Below are 16,186 nucleotides of genomic sequence, written 5' to 3' on the forward strand. Positions count from 1 at the left end.
GCGGACCGCCTATAGAGGGCCATTGGATGAAGTTGTAACCAGCGAGTTCGTCTTGAACAGCTTCTGCTGCCCAGACCGTACATTGTGCGGGACTGGAGTCGAGCGCGAAACCTCGCCCAATCAGGAAGCTGACAGTCGATGCTACGGGGTTGGCTGGAGCATTGTACATGCCAATCGACACCCAGTAGCTGCTGTTGAGCTCAAGCTGCCAGACCAACTGATCGAGGACAATCGGCGGTCCTAATCTCAGATGATGCAGGTCGTGAGTGACCGCTTGGACCGCCATTGCCCATTGCTCTGGGAGGTCGGTCGGCATCTCGTGTTCCGAGAACGGAATCTCCCAGTCGATGGTGTCGGGGTCAACGCGCCAATGGACCATATGTCCATCGTGGCAGGGATCAGTGCACGCCGCGTTGTTCGTGACATGGACCGGGTAGCCACCGCTATAGAGACGCCGACCGGCTCAACAAGCCCTTCACAAACGACCTCCATATCGGAGCGGCAGCGGCGGACGCTCTGGAAAGAAGCCAACCCGAGGACAGTCCGGCACCGATCACTGGTACGCACGCGCTCTCGTCGGTCACAGCCGGCGTTGCAGCCACGATCGCAGCGTCAGGCTGAGCCCAGCACCACGGGTGCAAGTACCATTGCCACTGCAGGGGTCGGTGCCGACACACCCTGGCCGCGCGCGGATTAGCCATAATACGGCGGCTCATGCTCTGGGCACTTGTCAACGACGATGTCGATCCGTGAGTCGGTGTCGGTGTCGGTGAGCAGTGTGGCGATCGCAGCCTCTGATGCGCCGATGGTGGCGAAGTGAGGATCTAGGTCGTTGGTGATGAACCATGCGTGATCAGACGGCCATATCAGCGTCGGGATGGGTAACTGCCAGTCCTTGGTCTCGTCTGCATAGGGATATGTTGGGTCGTGCGGTAGGCAGTGTGCAGTGCCTCGAAACAAGCTGTAGCTACGTCCTGGTATCGCAAAGGTCGCCGCGCCGTGGGCGTTGAGGCCAGACCAGCCCGACCAGATGGCATAGAAACACTCCTGCGGCGTCGAGGTGTGTTGGGCCAGCATGTCGACGATGATTCCGAGTTGCCATATCTCTGCCGGGCCTTCGACGGCCTCGAGATCGGCGTAAGGCTGTCCGTCGCATTGTGGATCGGGCGTGAATCGCAGGCGTGCGTACTGTGCAAAAGACTGTGGGCCACGAACGGCAAAGCGAGACCAGTAATGCTTTTTGAGCCAATCAGCAGGGCCCTGATCAGGGTACGGGTGCACGGTCACTTCTCCATAGTTGCAAGAGGAAACATTTAGCGGCAACCTGTTTCGGTGAAGGTGATGAGCTTCCTGCACGTGACCCGGAGGCTCGGGACAAGCTGGGAAACCTGTCGCGAACCCCCGATCTATCGGTGTCAGCATCAACGATCAGACGACGCGGGAGCCTGGGACTCGATGTTGCATAAGGATCTACGGGTAGCTCATCGAGCAGGTGCGTCGGTCCAATCTCCTGACTCAGCTGACGCTTCGCTAATTGCGGCACCGGTCAGTCTCGGTCCCTGACCGCGGCATCGGTACGTACTGTCCAGCGGCTCGTTCAGAGTCGGGCACTACGCGATGGGAGACTTCTCACTCTCGTGCACCACGGTGGTAGTCGCCTATCCCGGCACCGCGGGCAAGCATCGCGTGCGACTGCTCCAGCAGGCACATGTATATGACCTCTACGACTACCGGCTGATCACAGGCGATGATCCGGCCAGCGCCGGCTTCTTCCCTGACGGAGCCAACAACATCGCGTATCGAGGCACAACCTTGGGTATCGCCAAGCCGTTCCTCGATTACGGTTCCGGGTCGAAGGTCGCATGGGAGGGCCTGCGATGACTGCGGTCGGGTACCGTCGGCAGATATGAGCGGTGCTACATACCTCGCCGACTGCGCGACCAGCACCAACGCGTGCGAGAACAAGTTTGCTGGTCTCGGAACGGAGCTCGTGTTGAGCGGTCTCGGTCTCGGCCTCGTCGCGGTCTGGCTAGTGATGTGGCCGATCGCGCTCTGGTCGGTCATCGCTGAACCAACGGGACGAACCCGAGGACTCGCCTGGGCCCTGGTTGTGTCGGCGGTCCCCTTCGCCGGCGCCATCGCCTTCTGGACACGCAACCGGTGGGTGCCGCACCACGAGAGCGTCCCCGCACGCTAGACGCCCTCAACACACACAAAACACAAGCAGCGATAGGTCCCGAAACCACCACTGGTTCTCGGGACCTATCGCTGCTATATGTCGGTCAACAGCGGCGGAGATCTGGACTGGACGATCCTGACCAGAGGACAGTCCGGCACCGATCACTGGTACGCACTCGGCTGGTACTCGATATCCGCGACCACGGCGGTCATCGCCCGGCCTGGTCCACGCCAGCTGTCGCGCCACCATCCTAGGCTCAAACCGCGCACCGAAGGCGCGCACCCGCAACGACACCCCGGCCGGGCCAAACGCAATACGGCCGACCACATCCGGGATCATCCGCGCAACCCACTACGTCCCCTCCGAGTAGATGTAGATCTGATGTGGATCATCGCCTGCAGGTACGACTATGGCCTGGCGGCCGGCCGCAAGGCGGTCGCCCGCGCCTAATCCGTCGTTGCGAATCACCATCAGCGACGTTGCACCCTCGCAGTGCAGACCCATCGCTGACACCAGCGAATATCTGGATAGTTCACTGCCGCACGTCGCCCGCAGGACCGGACCGAACTCACGATCGGAGTTCATCTCGGCCAACGCGCGCAGATCCACTTTCTCCGCCTGATCGTATCGGAGGAAGTAGGCCGACTTCCCCGAGAATGAGGGTGGCACGGAGTACCCCGCGGTAAACCGATACTGCTCGGGCAGGGCGATCCTGATCGCCGACAAGGCATCGTCGGCCTGGGTCACGTCCAGGGTGCGCGGCGACAGGTCTGACTCAGCCGGGACGACGTCGACGTCACAACTGGTCAAGGCAAACATCCACGCGACAGCGGTGACGCACAGTACGTGTGAAAGTCGAAGTCCCGTCACCGACTCACTGTACTGCTGCGTTCACCAGCTTCCTCTTATGTGCATCTTCAGGCTCGGCATTCAACACCTGGTTCCAGGTCTTAGGAAGGCAGCGTAGAGAGGCAGAGGAGTCCCGGGGGCAGTCCCATATTCGGCCCCGTCCTCCTCACGCTCGCGGGCCCTGGCGATCCGTCACCGCACGAACGCTGAACTGGGAGGGCCCAGTCCCGGGACGTTGCGCCGATAATGACCGGTTACGTCTCGGAATCTCACCGCCTGCCGTTGATGACGTCGGCGTCGAATTGTAGTGAGTCGTCGGGACGTACCAGGAACGCTTCGAGAAGGTCGTTGGAGACGATGGCGGTGGCGGTCTCGTCGCTGCATGCGACAAGCGTGGAATCGAAGTCGATCTCCGAGCCCACACACCACGCACGATCGTCCGGCCAGACAAGGTTGGCCCATAGAGTTGGCCCGTAGTCGTCGAGCAGTGCCGGAATCATGTCAGCCTCGGTGAGCGCACCCCGCATCAGGACGTAGTCGCGACCAGGATGTCGCAGACGTGGCCCCGCGGCCAGGCGCGCCGCCATTGCCGTGGGCTCCACGTGCTCGGTGTGCGAATAGCCGTGCTTGCCGAGGGTGAACAGTTTACTGCCGTTGGGATTCAGGCTGGCATACCCGGCCCACACACCGAAGATCACCTCGTCGGGTGTCTGCGTATGTGCTCCCAGGATCTCCAGGAGCGTGCCTCGATCCGGCTCGCTCAAGGCACCATCTTCCGGAGGATAGCCGCCCCACAATTCGCTCACAGGATCGTGCGGAATCTCAGCGTCGACGAGCCGCCACCACTGCACTAGCGGATGCACAGATCTGCCGGTCACCGCGGCCACATCACGCCACCGCCACGCGCGCTCCTCGACGTCTGATGCCGGATGTAGCACCCGGACGTAGGCGTCAAAACCGGCTGGAACGACACCTGTCACTGATCCCCATCGCCCCGTGAGCCGTTGAGTGATCCACTGCCCCACCGAAACATCGGCCACCGCATCCATCACCACATCGTGGCAGAAGATCCCGGCGTTCTGGCTGAGCAATACTGTAAGCCGGACTCACCGTAAGCTGAATCGATGACCTCCACCTCCACCGCAACGCGTGCAGCCAGGATCCAGGTGGTCACCGCCGTTATCGTCGGCTTCGTCGTTGGAATAGTCACCGTGGTCCCGCTTGCCCATCTGGCGCGGAGTTGGCTGGGATTACCGGAACCCACCGCCGCACCCCTGGATGCACCGGTGGACAGGCCGCTTATCGCCACGTACTGGGTTCCGTGGTTGCTGGCGTGGGCGGCGCTACTCGCTCTCGGGATCGCGTTCATGATCCCGGTACGCACCCGCCGGGCTGGCCGAGCGTACTCGCTCGCGGTTGGAGCAACGGCCGGCGTGATCGCCCTACTCGGGGCGTTGATCAATTGGGGTCTGGGATAGGCCCCGTCGATCAGGCCGTTCGCGCGACTCGTCCTACTTCGGCACGTCTCACGTCCAGTTAATCACAACCTCTGGAGGACAAGGGAACTCATCCCGTTGCTGAAGTCGCGTGGGATCAACCTGTCGAATGCCCAGGCATCGTGACGTCGCCACCCGGTATATCCGCTGCACCACCTGCGGCAGATGCACTCGATGGAGTCGGTCTCACAGGGAACTTTCCTTCGAAGCAAACACGCCGTCACCGTCACGATCGAATTCCTGAACTGGCTCACCGCCCGCGAGGTCTCGATCAGCGACCTGTCCCAGATGGATCTGGATGCATGGCAACGTTGGGTTACTCCCCCGCCACAATCGAGCGCCGCGCAGTGGCCTCAGCGGCGATATACGCCCAGTATGTCGCCGATATCTGAATAATGACTCGCTCCGAAGGCTCGCCAGTCAGCTGGGGACCTGCGGAAACGTGATCACTTCCGGCGCTCTCGCAGAACTCTCACAGATGTGCATTTATGAGAACGGCCGCGCGCGACAGCCGCAGCGCGAAGATGCCCGGCTCGACTGAGCTCATGCAGAGTCGGCGCCGCGGCGCAGCGTGAACCAGAAAGTCGGGACCGGGTTCGTGCCGGGTGTCACGTCGTCCAGCTGCCACCCAGCGAACCTGGCGCTGAGTTCGTCGGCAGTGACGCCGGACCACGAGTCGTCTAACGCTCCGGGCCCGTACCCGAACATCAGCAATCGCGCACCGGGGGCGGCACGCTTGGTGAGGCCGGCTGCGTAGGCGTCGCGGCGGTGCGGTGGAATCCCGCAGTAGCAGCTCAGGTCGAAGAACAGGTCGTACGGACCGGGCACGCCCACCTCGTCGAGACGGGTGGCGTCCCCGCACAGCACCGTGACGTCGGCTCCTGCGGCGTGGGTCTTCTCCCGAGCCTGCTGTACCGCGCGGTCGACCAGGTCGACGGCCGCCACTCGCCAGCCGTGCCGGGCCAGGTACACCGCGTTGGTCCCGGTGCCGCAGCCGAGTTCGAGGACCTGGCCCGGCATCAGCGCATCGGGTCCCTCTATCAGGGCCACCAGCTCGGGCGGCGTGATGCCGCTGTCCCACGGCGGCTTGCCGTCCCGGTAGAAGTCCTCCAACACGCGGCGCACAAAACCCTCTTGCTCGAGCTCCACAGCCGTCCAAGTCTCACTCATCGCTGCCTCTCCAAGAAATTAGAGTTAATCTCTAGTGACTGACTCTAGATATAGACTTCCGGCATGGATGCGGTCAAGGGATCCGACGGACAGAACGTCAAGCGCCCCGACAAGCGGGCCGAGCGCTCGCGGCGTACCCGCGAGAAGATCGTTGTGGCGGCGCGGGAGCTGTTTGTCGCGCAGGGGTACGGTGCGACAAGCCTTCAGGAGGTGGCGGATCGCGCGGGTGTGGCCGTCCAGACCGTGTACTTCGTGTTCCGAAACAAGCGTGCGCTGTTCAAGGACGTCGTCGACACGACCATCGCGGGCGACGTCGAACCGGTCGCCACGATGCACCGCGGCTGGTTCCGCGCCGCGTGCGCCGAGCCCACCGCGGCCGGGCAACTGCGCACCCACGTACGGGGTGTACGCGACATCCTCGGCCGGGTCGCCCCGATCATGCCGTTGATCGCGGCCGCGGCCGCCACGGACCCGGAGATCGCCGCGCAATGGCCCGCCGGCCCCGACCCGCGTTATACCGTCCAGCACGCCGTAGCGAAGGCGCTGACCTCCAAGCCTGACGCCCGCCCCGACGTCGATACCGCCCGTGCCGCCGACCTGCTGTACGGGCTGCTCAGTCCGGAGCTGTACCTGATCTTCGTCCGCGACCGGGGCTGGTCCCCCGACGCCTGGGAGGAGTGGGCATGTGTGGCCCTGACTACCCACCTCTGCATAGCCCACGAGTAGGCCATCGAGGCAGTAGGGACTGCTGCACCTGCCACGAGCATTGTGAGTCAGAAGAACTTCCTCAGTAGCAATTGTCGCCAGTGTGGATCTTGTTGTCTTCCTTGGCGCCGTCCCGGGCGAGGAACGCCTCGGCGAGGTGTCAGAGTCCACAGCCCAGTGCGATTCCAGCGACGCTCTTGAAGTCACGGACACCAAGGGGCGCGGCATGAGCGACGGACGATCAGGGCGGTCGATCACTGTTTGATCTGCGCGGTAAAAGTAAGTTTTAACTCACATTTAGGAGTGGGTTCCGTCCCGATCGAGCGGGAACAGCCTATGCTCCGGTTCTGGGCATTAACGCCGGTGCCCTACCCCATCCCGCACGACGGCCCCGTCGGCCGCATGCTCGACGCCGTCGGTCGTTCCCCGGTGCGCGCCCCGCACCTGCACTTCATGGTCGCCGCCGACGGCCTGCGGACCCTGGTGACCCACATCTTCGTCAACGGCGACCCGCAGATCGAGATCGGCGACAGCGTCTTCGGCGTCAAAGACACCCTCATCAAAAAGTTCGCGAGGCAGGCACCCGGCACACCGACACCGGACGGTCGCGATCTCGGCGACAGCGCCTGGGCGCGAGCCTGTTTCGACATCATCCTCGCACCCGCAGGAGTCTGACGGGCACATCGTCGACCACCCCTTCGGTCGGATCAGGACACTACATGACAGTCTCTGTTCCCCGCTCGACCGGAATAGACCTCACCAACGAGTAAGACTTCCGGGCGCACCGGGGAGGCAAGCTGGAACTGACCGCGCCACTCGGCGACAGGAGTGACCTGTCCATCGCATACCCCCCGGCGTTGTCGAAGTCAGTCGCGCAATCCATCGCGATCTCAACGTCGCAGACACTCACACGTAAGCTTCGCGGCTGTCGCCATCGTCAGCTACGGAACCGCCGTGCTCGGGTTGGGAACATCGGCGCGTCGCTGCCAGTGATGGAAGGAAAATCGACACTGTTCAGGAGATTCGCCGCGCTGAACTCGATTCGCCTGGTCCTGGGAGCCACCAAAGCTCGACGAGACCGTCGTGCGGTTGCGCTCGAGCTTCGAGGCGGTCAACCTGTCGAGCACACCCTGTCCTCTGCCAAACCGTGGGGAACACATCACCTGGACCGACTATCGGGAATCTGCCAGCGTGACCACCCTCCACTACTCGGGGAAACCTCAAATCCCCACGGCAACTGGGTCGCAACGCAAAGCAAGCCGGGACCACCTACCAGTGTGGTCCCGGCTCGTTCTGGCAGATCGAATTATAGCTAGTGAGCGTCCTGGTCAGCTTTGGTGAGGATCACGTACTGCGCCGAAATCTGCTGGTAGGCGTCCTCTTTTTGCTTGGCGCTGACTTCGCCGACGTAGCGGCCCTTTTGCACAAAGCAATTGTAATTCGTGTCGTTGATGCCTTCAATGCCCTGACTCATGGTCTGACACTTGGCGATTGGCAACGCCTGCGGGGCGGGGACATCCGCCCACCCCGTCGACTTGTTGTCGGCGGTGAAGGTGTCGACGATCCTCTTCGCCCCGGCACTGTCATCGGCCCGGTACACGTTGGACCGTTCCACGGCATTGGCGGTGGAGCCGACCTCGGAAAGAACCTTGAAGGTGGACTCAGGGTTCGGCCAGAACTGGGCGAGCCCGCGGGGACCATAGACAGCGTGGACGAGGCCCGACGGAAGCGAAGTTGTGCCGTTCTTCATCTCGTCGTCACTGTAGGGCAGCGCATAGATCAGGACGTGGTTCTGGTCGGTGATGGACGGTTCGCGAGTGATGCCCTTCTCTTTGGCTTCATCGGTGGTCAGCAAGCGTGGGAACTGATCGATGAGCTTGGCCTGCAGTTTGACGGCCTTATTGATTGTGGGGTCGAGGAGATTCTCCTGGGCGGGAGTGACCTCATACCACTGGTAGAGCACGTAGACGCCGTGCGGGGTGAATGCGGCGATCTGCTTGTTGCCGTTGGCGTCGGTCTTGACGACCTTGGTGCCGTCCAGGCCAGGTGCGTTGGTGGTGGACGACTCGTTGTTGGCGGCCGTCGCCTGCGCCATCTGCTGGGCCGCGGTCGTGGCGTCGGCGCGAGTCAGGTACCGCACGACCATGTTCTGCAGCGACCGCGGATTCCCGTTGCGCTTGTTCTCCGACGTGGTGGCGGAGGTGACGAAGCCACTGATGATCGCATCGTTGCCGGGAACGTGGGCGGCCTTCTCGTTGAGGACTGCAGACATGTTATTCGGGCCGCCGACGACCTCGACCGGCATCTGCGAGACCGTCATATCTGGGTCGACCTCGAACGGCACCACCATGAACTGCGTCATCCGTTGTCCCTCCCACTGGATGATGTTGTCGTCGGTGGTCTTGCCGAACGCCGCACGCGGCTCGGTCGGATATTTGCCCGTGTTCAGTACCGACACGTCAATCGACGGGTCCGATGCCTGGTTTGACGCGGCGGCGGACTGATCGCCGCCCGAATCTGTATCGGTCGAACACGCCGCAAGGGCGGCGACAGCGACTGCAACCCCTATCCAGCGCACCGCTGGCTGCCAAATCTTCATTTCTGTTCGATTCCCCTCTATCGATCGCTGCGCCATCCCGGCGCGCCACGGACTCAACGCCAACCCCAAAAATCAAATGCAGTGTAGTGCAGGACCTGGGCCTCCGACGATCGGACCTGCTGGAGGACGGAGCATAAACACACACCGAGTTCTCTAAGACTGACGACGACAAGCCGTGGCGGGCGCCCCGCTCACCAACGCCCTCGCAGGCGTTGCGTGCCTGTTCACGGCCAGAAGACACTCGCCACCAGCGGCGGTGCCGGTGGCGAAGGTGTGGTGTAACCCAGCAGATATCCGCAGACGTGCGTCGGGGGACGACAGAATTTGTGCGCGCGGCTCCGATCGGGTGGGAACATTCCGCACACCGGGCTGCATCAGACTCCCGACACGCTCACACACCGAGTTGAAAGGCCCACGCCATGTCCGGCAACCCCACCGCCGACACCGCCGCCACCCCGGATCAGCCGATCATCAGCCCCGATGCCCCCTACGATCCGACCGCCCAGCATCCGGCCGCCGCTGACACCGCCGCCCCGACCGCGGCGTCGGCACCGGCCCCCGCGGCCCCCAGCGACGATGCGAGCACCCCGGCACCTACGGCATCCGGGGGCGATCAGGGCGGCAGCGTGGAGCACACCACCGACTCCGCCGGCCATGACGTCGAGGTGCATTACGACGACGCGGGCAACGTGACCCTCGTGGCGGCCGACACCGACGGCGACGGCACCGTCGACACAGTCGCGGCGCCGGGCTCTGACGGTGAGGTGCTGGTGGCCTCCGATGTCGACGCGGACGGCCAGGCCGACCAGATCGTGCACCTCAACGCCGGCGGCGACATCACCCAGGTCGACTCCCTCGAGGACGGGCACCTGGTCGCCCAAACCCTCGACACCAACGCCGACGGCCGCGCGGACACCGTGCTGAGCGACACCGACCGTGACGGCAGCCCCGACACCCTGTCGGTCGACACCAACGCCGACGGCAGCATCGACGCGGTAGGCACCGACACCGACGGCGACGGACAGCTCGACACCTACGCCGTCGACACCGATTTCGACGGTCACACCGATCTGGTCGGCACCGACACCGACGGCGACGGACAGCTCGACTCCTACAGCGACGGCCCCGACGACAGCTACGACCACGAGCCGCCCGCACCGCACGACGACGTCGACAGCGGCCACGACCACGACGTCCTCGCCTGAACTCCCCCACCCTCTGACACACCTACTGCCCCCACACATCGACCAGGATGTGCGGGGGCAGTAAGCATTCGGTGCGTCTGGTGCGCGACGATAACAGTTCCAACCCCTCAGCTGTGAATACTGAGCAAGCTTGTGGGCGGCCGCCCGGGTGTCCCATACAGTGGCGACTCGCACCAAAGGCTCGCCAGTCACCCCGGACGGCTCGCCGCACGGAAGGTGCGCACAAGGGGTCTTCGCCGCCATCGATCTTTTGGGCATCGGGTAGTACGTCTTGATCTGAAGCTCCCCAAAAGGGTTATCGAGTGCAATATTGTTGCCGGTAGTGCCCACGAGGACGACGCTGCCAACGGCGCGTGAAGAAGCACGATCGACGGCGCCGAGATCCCCAATGCTGCTGCTGGTTTCAGAGATGGTGTTTCACGTACAGTTCCGGCGACCGAAGGGAAAGTCATGGATGTTGTCAGTGAGATCAGTGAGCTGGTCATCCGGGAGCGTCAGACACGTGTGCGGCGTCTCGCCGAGGAAAACCGCGCGTGTTACACGCAGGATGCAACAATAGAGACGAGTTGGATGAACGGTAGCCCACAGACCTTCGACCAAGGCGACAACGACCCCTATATCGACTTCGGTCCGCTGCTCAACCGGTGTGGACCGCCCGCGGTCAATTACCACGGATCAAGGGGCGTTGTCGAGTACCCATCCGCAACCATCGTCTGGATGCCGGTGAACGGGGTTGAGGCCATACTCACGTCGTACATACGCTTGATCTATCGTGTTGAGCGGCGCGCCGGGTGTGGCTCATCAGCGAGATGCACGCGGTCAACGAGTCCGACACTTTGGAACCCGCCGTGCCGGGGACTGACCTCAGCGTCGACCCGGAGGCGCTCAAGGGTCTGCGACACTCGTACCGCTTCCTCGCGTATACGCGAGCGCTTGTCGGCACCGAGGTGAGTCAGGACCTGCTCGGTATCGACCGACCCGAGAATGTCGACGCACTGTACGCGGCTGCCAACGAGTGGATGCGCTCCTGAGGTGATTGCGCCCCAGGGCGAAGTCGGTCCAGGTGGTGATGTGGTCAGTGGTTGCCGGCGGCGCTCAATCGGATAGGACGGCCCGGCGGACTCATCGTCGCTGTCATCGCGATCGCGATCAGGCATAGCACTTCAGGGCCGGAGCCTGCGGACCCAGACTTTCCCAGTTTGCTCGTCCCACTTCAACACGCGAGATCGGCCGGTTGCGGCGGCAAACCGCCTGGATAAATATCCGCCGGCTTCGCCGAAATCCTCGGCGAAGCCGCCTGGCCGACGCTGACCAGGTGCAACGAAAGGATCGAAGCCCCATGACAATTGACGTCTGGATGCAACACCCCACCGTGCGCTTCTCCCAACACGACATGTTCGATTCGCTGCGCCGCTGGACCGGTCAGCAAGCCCTCACCGACGAACTGCCGATCGACTTCACCCTCGCCGCAATGGGTCAGGCCGGCGTGGATTTCGGGTTACTCAGCGCCTGGCACGCGCCCCGTGAGGGTGCGCTGATCTCCAACGACGAGGTCGCCTCCTGGGTGGCTGCGCACCCAGATCGGTTCGCCGGCTTGGCCGCTGTCGATCTGGCCACACCGATGCCCGCGGTACGCGAATTACGTCGAGCGGTCACCGAACTCGGATTCAAAGGGTTGCGCGTGGTGCCGTGGTTGTGGGAAGTGGAGCCCACCGATCGGCGCTACTACCCGCTGTATGCGGCCTGTGTCGAGCTCGGTGTCCCGTTCTGCACCCAGGTCGGACACACCGGGCCGCTGCGGCCGTCGGAAACCGGCCGCCCGATCCCGTATATCGATCAGGTCGCCCTGGACTTCCCCGAATTGGTCATCGTCGCCGGGCACATCGGTTACCCCTGGACCGAGGAGATGATTGCGGTGGCCCGCAAACACCAGAACGTCTACATCGACACCTCCGCCTACACCAGCCGCCGAATTCCCACTGAGCTGGTCTCCTATATGAAGACCCGATCAGGCAGTCGCAAGGTCCTGTTCGGCACCAACTACCCCATGATTACCCACTCGGCCGCCCTGGACGGCCTCGACGAACTCGGCCTCGACGAGGCCACCCGCCGGCTCTACTTGCACGACAACGCCGTCCGCGTTTTCGCGCTCGCGTAATCGGGTCGGGCACGCGACTTCGCCCTGTCGACGGACAACGCGCCCGATCGAACCCGAGCGAATGTTCGCAGATTTTCCTCGCCAGCCGAGGCGGCATGCCTGCTTTTCGACACGGCAGTCCTGCAGAACTGACCAGGGTTGTGCGACTGTCCCTAGACGGCGTCGAGTTCGACGCCGATCGAAGCCACGAGGGGGAGTTGTCGCGCCGAAGGATCCGTCGGGTTCAGGTCAGCGACTCTGATCAGTCGACTTGGCGGAGAGCTGAGCACCAAGCCACTTCCTGAAGGTGCTCGCATTCCAGCGGGATCCGCCATCGAATCCGAGTGACGATCCACCGCAAACAACAGGTACTGCAGTGCCCCAGAGAGTTGAAGTACATGCGCGCGGAACAGTGCGCTCGACGCTCAACTTGCAGACTGTGGGTCATCATCCGCCGCCCATTCAGTCGCAGGGCCGGTGTCCGTGAAATGTGGGCCCAGCCGAACCATTTGTCTGGCAGGGTCGTCGTGATGACGATAGAACGATTCGAGGTCGCCCGCCAGATCGCCGCACCACCCTCTGCAGTGTTCGACATCCTCACCCGCCCTGACGGGCACGTCGAGATCGACAGTTCGGGAATGTTGCAGTCAGCCGACGGCGAGCAGGTCCGCGCCGTCGGCGACACCTTCGTCGTCCATATGGACCGCGAGTCACTCAACGACCTGCCGATGGGCAAGTACGACGTCACTGTCATCATCACCGCGTACGAACAGGACTCGGTGATCGAGTGGACGATCTCGGGTCAAATACAACCCCCGATCAAACACCTGTATGGCTACCGATTGCAGCCGAACGAAGCCGGAACCGAAGTCACTTCTTACTATGACTGGAGCCAGATCGAGGGTCGTTACCGCGAGATGGATATCTTTCCCATAATCCCCGAGGCGGCTTTGCGTGCGACGCTCGGTATTCTTGCAAGGACCGTCGAGCGCCCTTTGAAGTGACGGCCCGTCGTGCTCGCGGCGTCACTGGGCGGATGGCTCAGAAGGTCGGCGATCTAGGCGCGACAAGTTGCAGCACTGCCCTGTGGTGGGTGTGCAGGACGCAAGCTTCCGTTGAGCACCAATTCCATCGCCGGAGACCGGCAATTCTCCGAAAATCACCTGATCCGTCCAAACGAGCCAGGAATCCGAATTTCAGAATCACTTCCAGTGAATGTGATCTGTGTTATATCTCGATTCGTGAACTTGCGCGCATCTGCATTGACTCTCGGGGCTTCGATTCTCACAGCCGCCGCCATCGCTCTGTCGATACCGGCCGGTTCGGTGTCCGCGGCACCACGAGTGCCCGGGCCGACGCTCGACTACGTGAATCTCGGAGACAGCTATTCAGCCGGCTCCGGTGTTGTGCCCACTGCACCGGGCACACTCCCGCAGTGCGCCCAGTCGAGCATCAACTACGCGCATCTCGTTGCCGGCCGGACGGGCGCGCGACTGACCGACGTGAGTTGCGGCGGCGCAAAGACCAACGACTTCTTTGGGTCGCAGTACCCCGGCCTCCGCCCGCAACTCGATGCCCTGAGCCTCCGAACACGGCTGGTCACCTTCATGATCGGCGGCAACGATGGCGACGTGTTCGGTTCGACTGTCGCCAAATGTGTTGCCGCAGCCGCTACTACGGCCGGCCAAGGATCGCCGTGCCGCGCCATGTACGGAGATTCAATCGCCTCCGAGGTCCGTCGGCAGACATTCCCCAAGCTGTTCCGTGCCTTCACCGCGGTCCGGTCCCGGGCTCCCCTGGCCCGAACGGCCGTCGTCGCCTATCCGTGGATTCTGCCCAACAAGGTGCAGCAGTGCGCCGGATTCCCCATCGCACCCGGCGACATTCCGTACATGCACGGAATCCAGGCAACCCTCAACGACGCCATCCGGCGGGCCGCGTTCTTGACCGGGATCAAGTATGTCGACGCCGCTACCGCATCGGTCGGCCACGATAGCTGTAAGCCGCAGGGTGTGCGCTGGATTGAGCCCCTGATCACCGATGTCCAGACGGTCCCCGTTCATCCCAACGCTCTCGGCGAGCGGCAGATGGCCGAGGTGACCCTGCGGGCGCTGCGGCTGTAGTCCGAGCGCTGAGTTCGGTGCGGGCGGAGTACCCCGCGGGGCGCGATTCCTACCCAGCGCGGTATAGCCGAGCGGCCGGTCGGGATCAGAATCCTGTCGCGCTCCATGGTGCGTACGCCCAGCCCACGAGGTGCCAGTTCCCCAGATTCGCTGACGGCAGGATCTGGTTGTTGGTGCCGTCACCCCAACCAGGCCCGAAGCCCTGTACACCGCCGCTCATGTACTGGCCGTTGCCCATGGAGATGTCCACGTGATCGCCGTCCTCACCTTTTGAGAACACCAGCGCCCCCAGTGGAGCGGGGAGCCGGCTGTGCCCCTCCCCGCGCGCAGCGAGGCGGTGATAGAAGGCCATCGCACCATCGTGTGGTATCCCGTTGGCGGTGGTCCGGCCATACGCGGCGTCCACGAAATCTTCGCACCCATAGCGACCGAAGGTGTTGGTGTGAAGCATCGTGGAGCCTCGCGCGACGGCGACCGCACCATTCGCGATCTTGACCGCGTCTGGTGGGCCGGCAGCATGTGCGGGCGCTGCGACCACGCAGGTGAGCGCGCTGACCGATCCGAGTACCGACAACAGTCGCTTCATTCTTTCCCCTACATGGTGGATGGACGTATTCCAATAGTGCCAGGCGGAATGCGGAGCGGATGCGACTCCGGGCAGTCGCTTCGGTAGCCGCGAACGATGCCGCCGCGCGACATCGCGATCAGCTGTCTCGTCCCTGACCCTCGAGATGAGCCAGTGCTGCTCGTGCGGTTTCGAGTTCGTGGCTGAGTTCGTCGATCCGTTTCTGGGCCGCGACCCGTGCCGACTCGATCACTCCGTCCACCGCTGTGATCGCGGTGTCGTCACCGAGTTCGCGCATCGCCCTGGCCACCCTGTCCGAGGCCACCTCGGTGGGCCTGCCTTGCCTCTTGCTGCCGTGTGAGACCGATATCGTCCACGTGCCCTCGCCGGCTGACGTGATGGTGACGCCAACTGCTGCGGCCGGCGCTCTCGTACGTCGCGGCGCCTTCGCCGGGACGGGCTTCGGTTCCGCAGTCCCCGTCTCTGCAGGCACCGACTTCGGCTGCTTCGCAATGGATCTGGATGCATTCGAGGTGGCCACAGGTAACGGATTCGCCTTCGGCGGTGGTCGACGCGAGGGCGTGACGGGAGTGGCTGCCACACGAGTCTTCTGCAGTTCGTCCGCCTCGAACGGCAACTGATCGTCGACGCCCTTCGGGCTGACCGTCAGCGTGGAGCCGTCGATGGTCACCACGCGTGCCGACGTCCCGGCGTCGAGGTTCAGCGACGGCATCGGATCACGTAGGTAAACAGTGACCCGCTTTCCCGCGGCGAGTCCTGCGGACAGAGATTCCAGGTCATCGGGAGTCAGTCCTGTCGTTTTGCGCGACTTCACGCTGACCATGTTCGCACAGATGTGCGAGTCGACGAAGAGCGGTCGCGAATCTGTGTGTTGACACTGCTCACATCCCGGCTTTGCCGTCATGCGAGCAGTGTCAACACGTGAGTGCCGAGGAGATCGCATGAACGCACCCGCCATTCCCGCCACCATGAACGCGATCGTCGTCGACGACGACAAGAACCTTCTCCTCGACGAGGTGCCCACACCCGTCCCAGCTTCTGGCGAGGTGCTCGTCCAGGTCGCGGCGGCGGGTGTCAACTGTGCCGCCCTGATGCAACGGCGGGGCTTGTATCCGCCGCCACCCGGCATCACCGACA

General features: G+C 63.3%; 17 protein-coding genes and 2 pseudogenes. 11 read left to right on the plus strand and 8 right to left on the minus strand.

Features of this window, described 5'->3' with window-relative positions; all coding sequences use genetic code 11:
* Both ACPXCG_RS23830 and ACPXCG_RS23835 read right to left on the minus strand, forming a co-directional pair.
* A partial coding sequence (locus tag ACPXCG_RS23830) for a hypothetical protein (RefSeq protein ID WP_425794870.1) occupies positions 1-379 on the minus strand: 379 nt, incomplete at its 3' end.
* A gap of 314 nt (positions 380-693) precedes the next feature.
* On the minus strand, positions 694-1,287 hold the full coding sequence (locus tag ACPXCG_RS23835) for a hypothetical protein (protein ID WP_425794871.1): 594 nt from the start codon (positions 1,285-1,287) through the stop codon (positions 694-696).
* Between the two features lie 330 nt (positions 1,288-1,617).
* Here ACPXCG_RS23835 and ACPXCG_RS23840 point away from each other — a divergent pair, with 330 nt between their 5' ends.
* The gene (locus ACPXCG_RS23840) at positions 1,618-1,881 is read left to right on the plus strand and encodes a hypothetical protein (RefSeq protein WP_425794872.1); all 264 of its coding nucleotides are present in this window, start codon (positions 1,618-1,620) and stop codon (positions 1,879-1,881) included.
* 25 nt (positions 1,882-1,906) lie between these two features.
* On the plus strand, positions 1,907-2,197 hold the full coding sequence (locus ACPXCG_RS23845) for a hypothetical protein (RefSeq protein ID WP_425794873.1): 291 nt from the start codon (positions 1,907-1,909) through the stop codon (positions 2,195-2,197).
* A gap of 333 nt (positions 2,198-2,530) precedes the next feature.
* On the opposite strand, the gene ACPXCG_RS23850 is transcribed toward ACPXCG_RS23845, so the two are convergent.
* Positions 2,531-2,989: a hypothetical protein gene (locus tag ACPXCG_RS23850; RefSeq protein WP_425794874.1), complete on the minus strand. Its 459-nt coding sequence runs from the start codon at positions 2,987-2,989 to the stop codon at positions 2,531-2,533.
* Positions 2,990-3,297: 308 nt separating this feature from the next.
* On the minus strand, positions 3,298-3,792 hold the full coding sequence (locus ACPXCG_RS23855) for a hypothetical protein (protein ID WP_425794875.1): 495 nt from the start codon (positions 3,790-3,792) through the stop codon (positions 3,298-3,300).
* A 360-nt stretch (positions 3,793-4,152) separates the two neighbouring features.
* Between ACPXCG_RS23855 and ACPXCG_RS23860 the strand changes: the two genes are divergently transcribed.
* Positions 4,153-4,506 (plus strand): hypothetical protein, encoded by a 354-nt coding sequence (locus tag ACPXCG_RS23860; RefSeq protein WP_425794876.1) that lies wholly within the window; start codon positions 4,153-4,155, stop codon positions 4,504-4,506.
* Positions 4,507-5,067: 561 nt separating this feature from the next.
* On the opposite strand, the gene ACPXCG_RS23865 is transcribed toward ACPXCG_RS23860, so the two are convergent.
* Positions 5,068-5,694, minus strand: coding sequence for a class I SAM-dependent methyltransferase (locus ACPXCG_RS23865; RefSeq protein ID WP_425794878.1), 627 nt, complete (start codon positions 5,692-5,694; stop codon positions 5,068-5,070).
* Between the two features lie 63 nt (positions 5,695-5,757).
* Between ACPXCG_RS23865 and ACPXCG_RS23870 the strand changes: the two genes are divergently transcribed.
* Both ACPXCG_RS23870 and ACPXCG_RS23875 read left to right on the plus strand, forming a co-directional pair.
* On the plus strand, positions 5,758-6,420 hold the full coding sequence (locus tag ACPXCG_RS23870; protein ID WP_425794879.1) for a TetR/AcrR family transcriptional regulator: 663 nt from the start codon (positions 5,758-5,760) through the stop codon (positions 6,418-6,420).
* 321 nt (positions 6,421-6,741) lie between these two features.
* Positions 6,742-7,074, plus strand: a pseudogene (locus ACPXCG_RS23875) (hydroxyquinol 1,2-dioxygenase); the annotation flags it as partial.
* 637 nt (positions 7,075-7,711) lie between these two features.
* On the opposite strand, the gene ACPXCG_RS23880 reads toward ACPXCG_RS23875, so the two are convergent.
* Positions 7,712-8,998 carry a DUF7373 family lipoprotein gene (locus tag ACPXCG_RS23880; RefSeq protein WP_425794880.1) on the minus strand — a complete coding sequence of 429 codons (1,287 nt, stop codon included), beginning with the start codon at positions 8,996-8,998 and terminating at the stop codon, positions 7,712-7,714.
* Between the two features lie 419 nt (positions 8,999-9,417).
* Between ACPXCG_RS23880 and ACPXCG_RS23885 the strand changes: the two genes are divergently transcribed.
* The 5 genes from ACPXCG_RS23885 (at position 9,418) to ACPXCG_RS23905 (ending at position 14,463) form a co-directional block, all read left to right on the plus strand.
* Positions 9,418-10,203 (plus strand): hypothetical protein, encoded by a 786-nt coding sequence (locus tag ACPXCG_RS23885; RefSeq protein WP_425794881.1) that lies wholly within the window; start codon positions 9,418-9,420, stop codon positions 10,201-10,203.
* A 791-nt stretch (positions 10,204-10,994) separates the two neighbouring features.
* Positions 10,995-11,234, plus strand: coding sequence for a hypothetical protein (locus ACPXCG_RS23890; RefSeq protein WP_425794882.1), 240 nt, complete (start codon positions 10,995-10,997; stop codon positions 11,232-11,234).
* A 308-nt stretch (positions 11,235-11,542) separates the two neighbouring features.
* Complete coding sequence (locus tag ACPXCG_RS23895; RefSeq protein WP_425794883.1) at positions 11,543-12,361, plus strand: amidohydrolase family protein; 819 nt, start codon at positions 11,543-11,545, stop codon at positions 12,359-12,361.
* A 509-nt stretch (positions 12,362-12,870) separates the two neighbouring features.
* Positions 12,871-13,344 (plus strand): SRPBCC family protein, encoded by a 474-nt coding sequence (locus ACPXCG_RS23900; protein ID WP_425794884.1) that lies wholly within the window; start codon positions 12,871-12,873, stop codon positions 13,342-13,344.
* A gap of 363 nt (positions 13,345-13,707) precedes the next feature.
* On the plus strand, positions 13,708-14,463 hold the full coding sequence (locus ACPXCG_RS23905) for an SGNH/GDSL hydrolase family protein (protein ID WP_425794886.1): 756 nt from the start codon (positions 13,708-13,710) through the stop codon (positions 14,461-14,463).
* 85 nt (positions 14,464-14,548) lie between these two features.
* Here ACPXCG_RS23905 and ACPXCG_RS23910 read toward each other — a convergent pair whose 3' ends face one another.
* Both ACPXCG_RS23910 and ACPXCG_RS23915 read right to left on the minus strand, forming a co-directional pair.
* Complete coding sequence (locus tag ACPXCG_RS23910) at positions 14,549-15,049, minus strand: hypothetical protein (protein WP_425794887.1); 501 nt, start codon at positions 15,047-15,049, stop codon at positions 14,549-14,551.
* A 118-nt stretch (positions 15,050-15,167) separates the two neighbouring features.
* The gene (locus ACPXCG_RS23915) at positions 15,168-15,872 is read right to left on the minus strand and encodes a DUF6319 family protein (protein ID WP_425794888.1); all 705 of its coding nucleotides are present in this window, start codon (positions 15,870-15,872) and stop codon (positions 15,168-15,170) included.
* 145 nt (positions 15,873-16,017) lie between these two features.
* On the opposite strand from ACPXCG_RS23915, the pseudogene ACPXCG_RS23920 reads away from it, so the two are divergent.
* Positions 16,018-16,186 (plus strand): annotated as a pseudogene (locus ACPXCG_RS23920) (NAD(P)H-quinone oxidoreductase); the annotation flags it as partial.

Origin of the sequence: Gordonia sp. DT218 (genome assembly GCF_049847105.1) — a bacterium.
Classification (GTDB): domain Bacteria; phylum Actinomycetota; class Actinomycetes; order Mycobacteriales; family Mycobacteriaceae; genus Gordonia.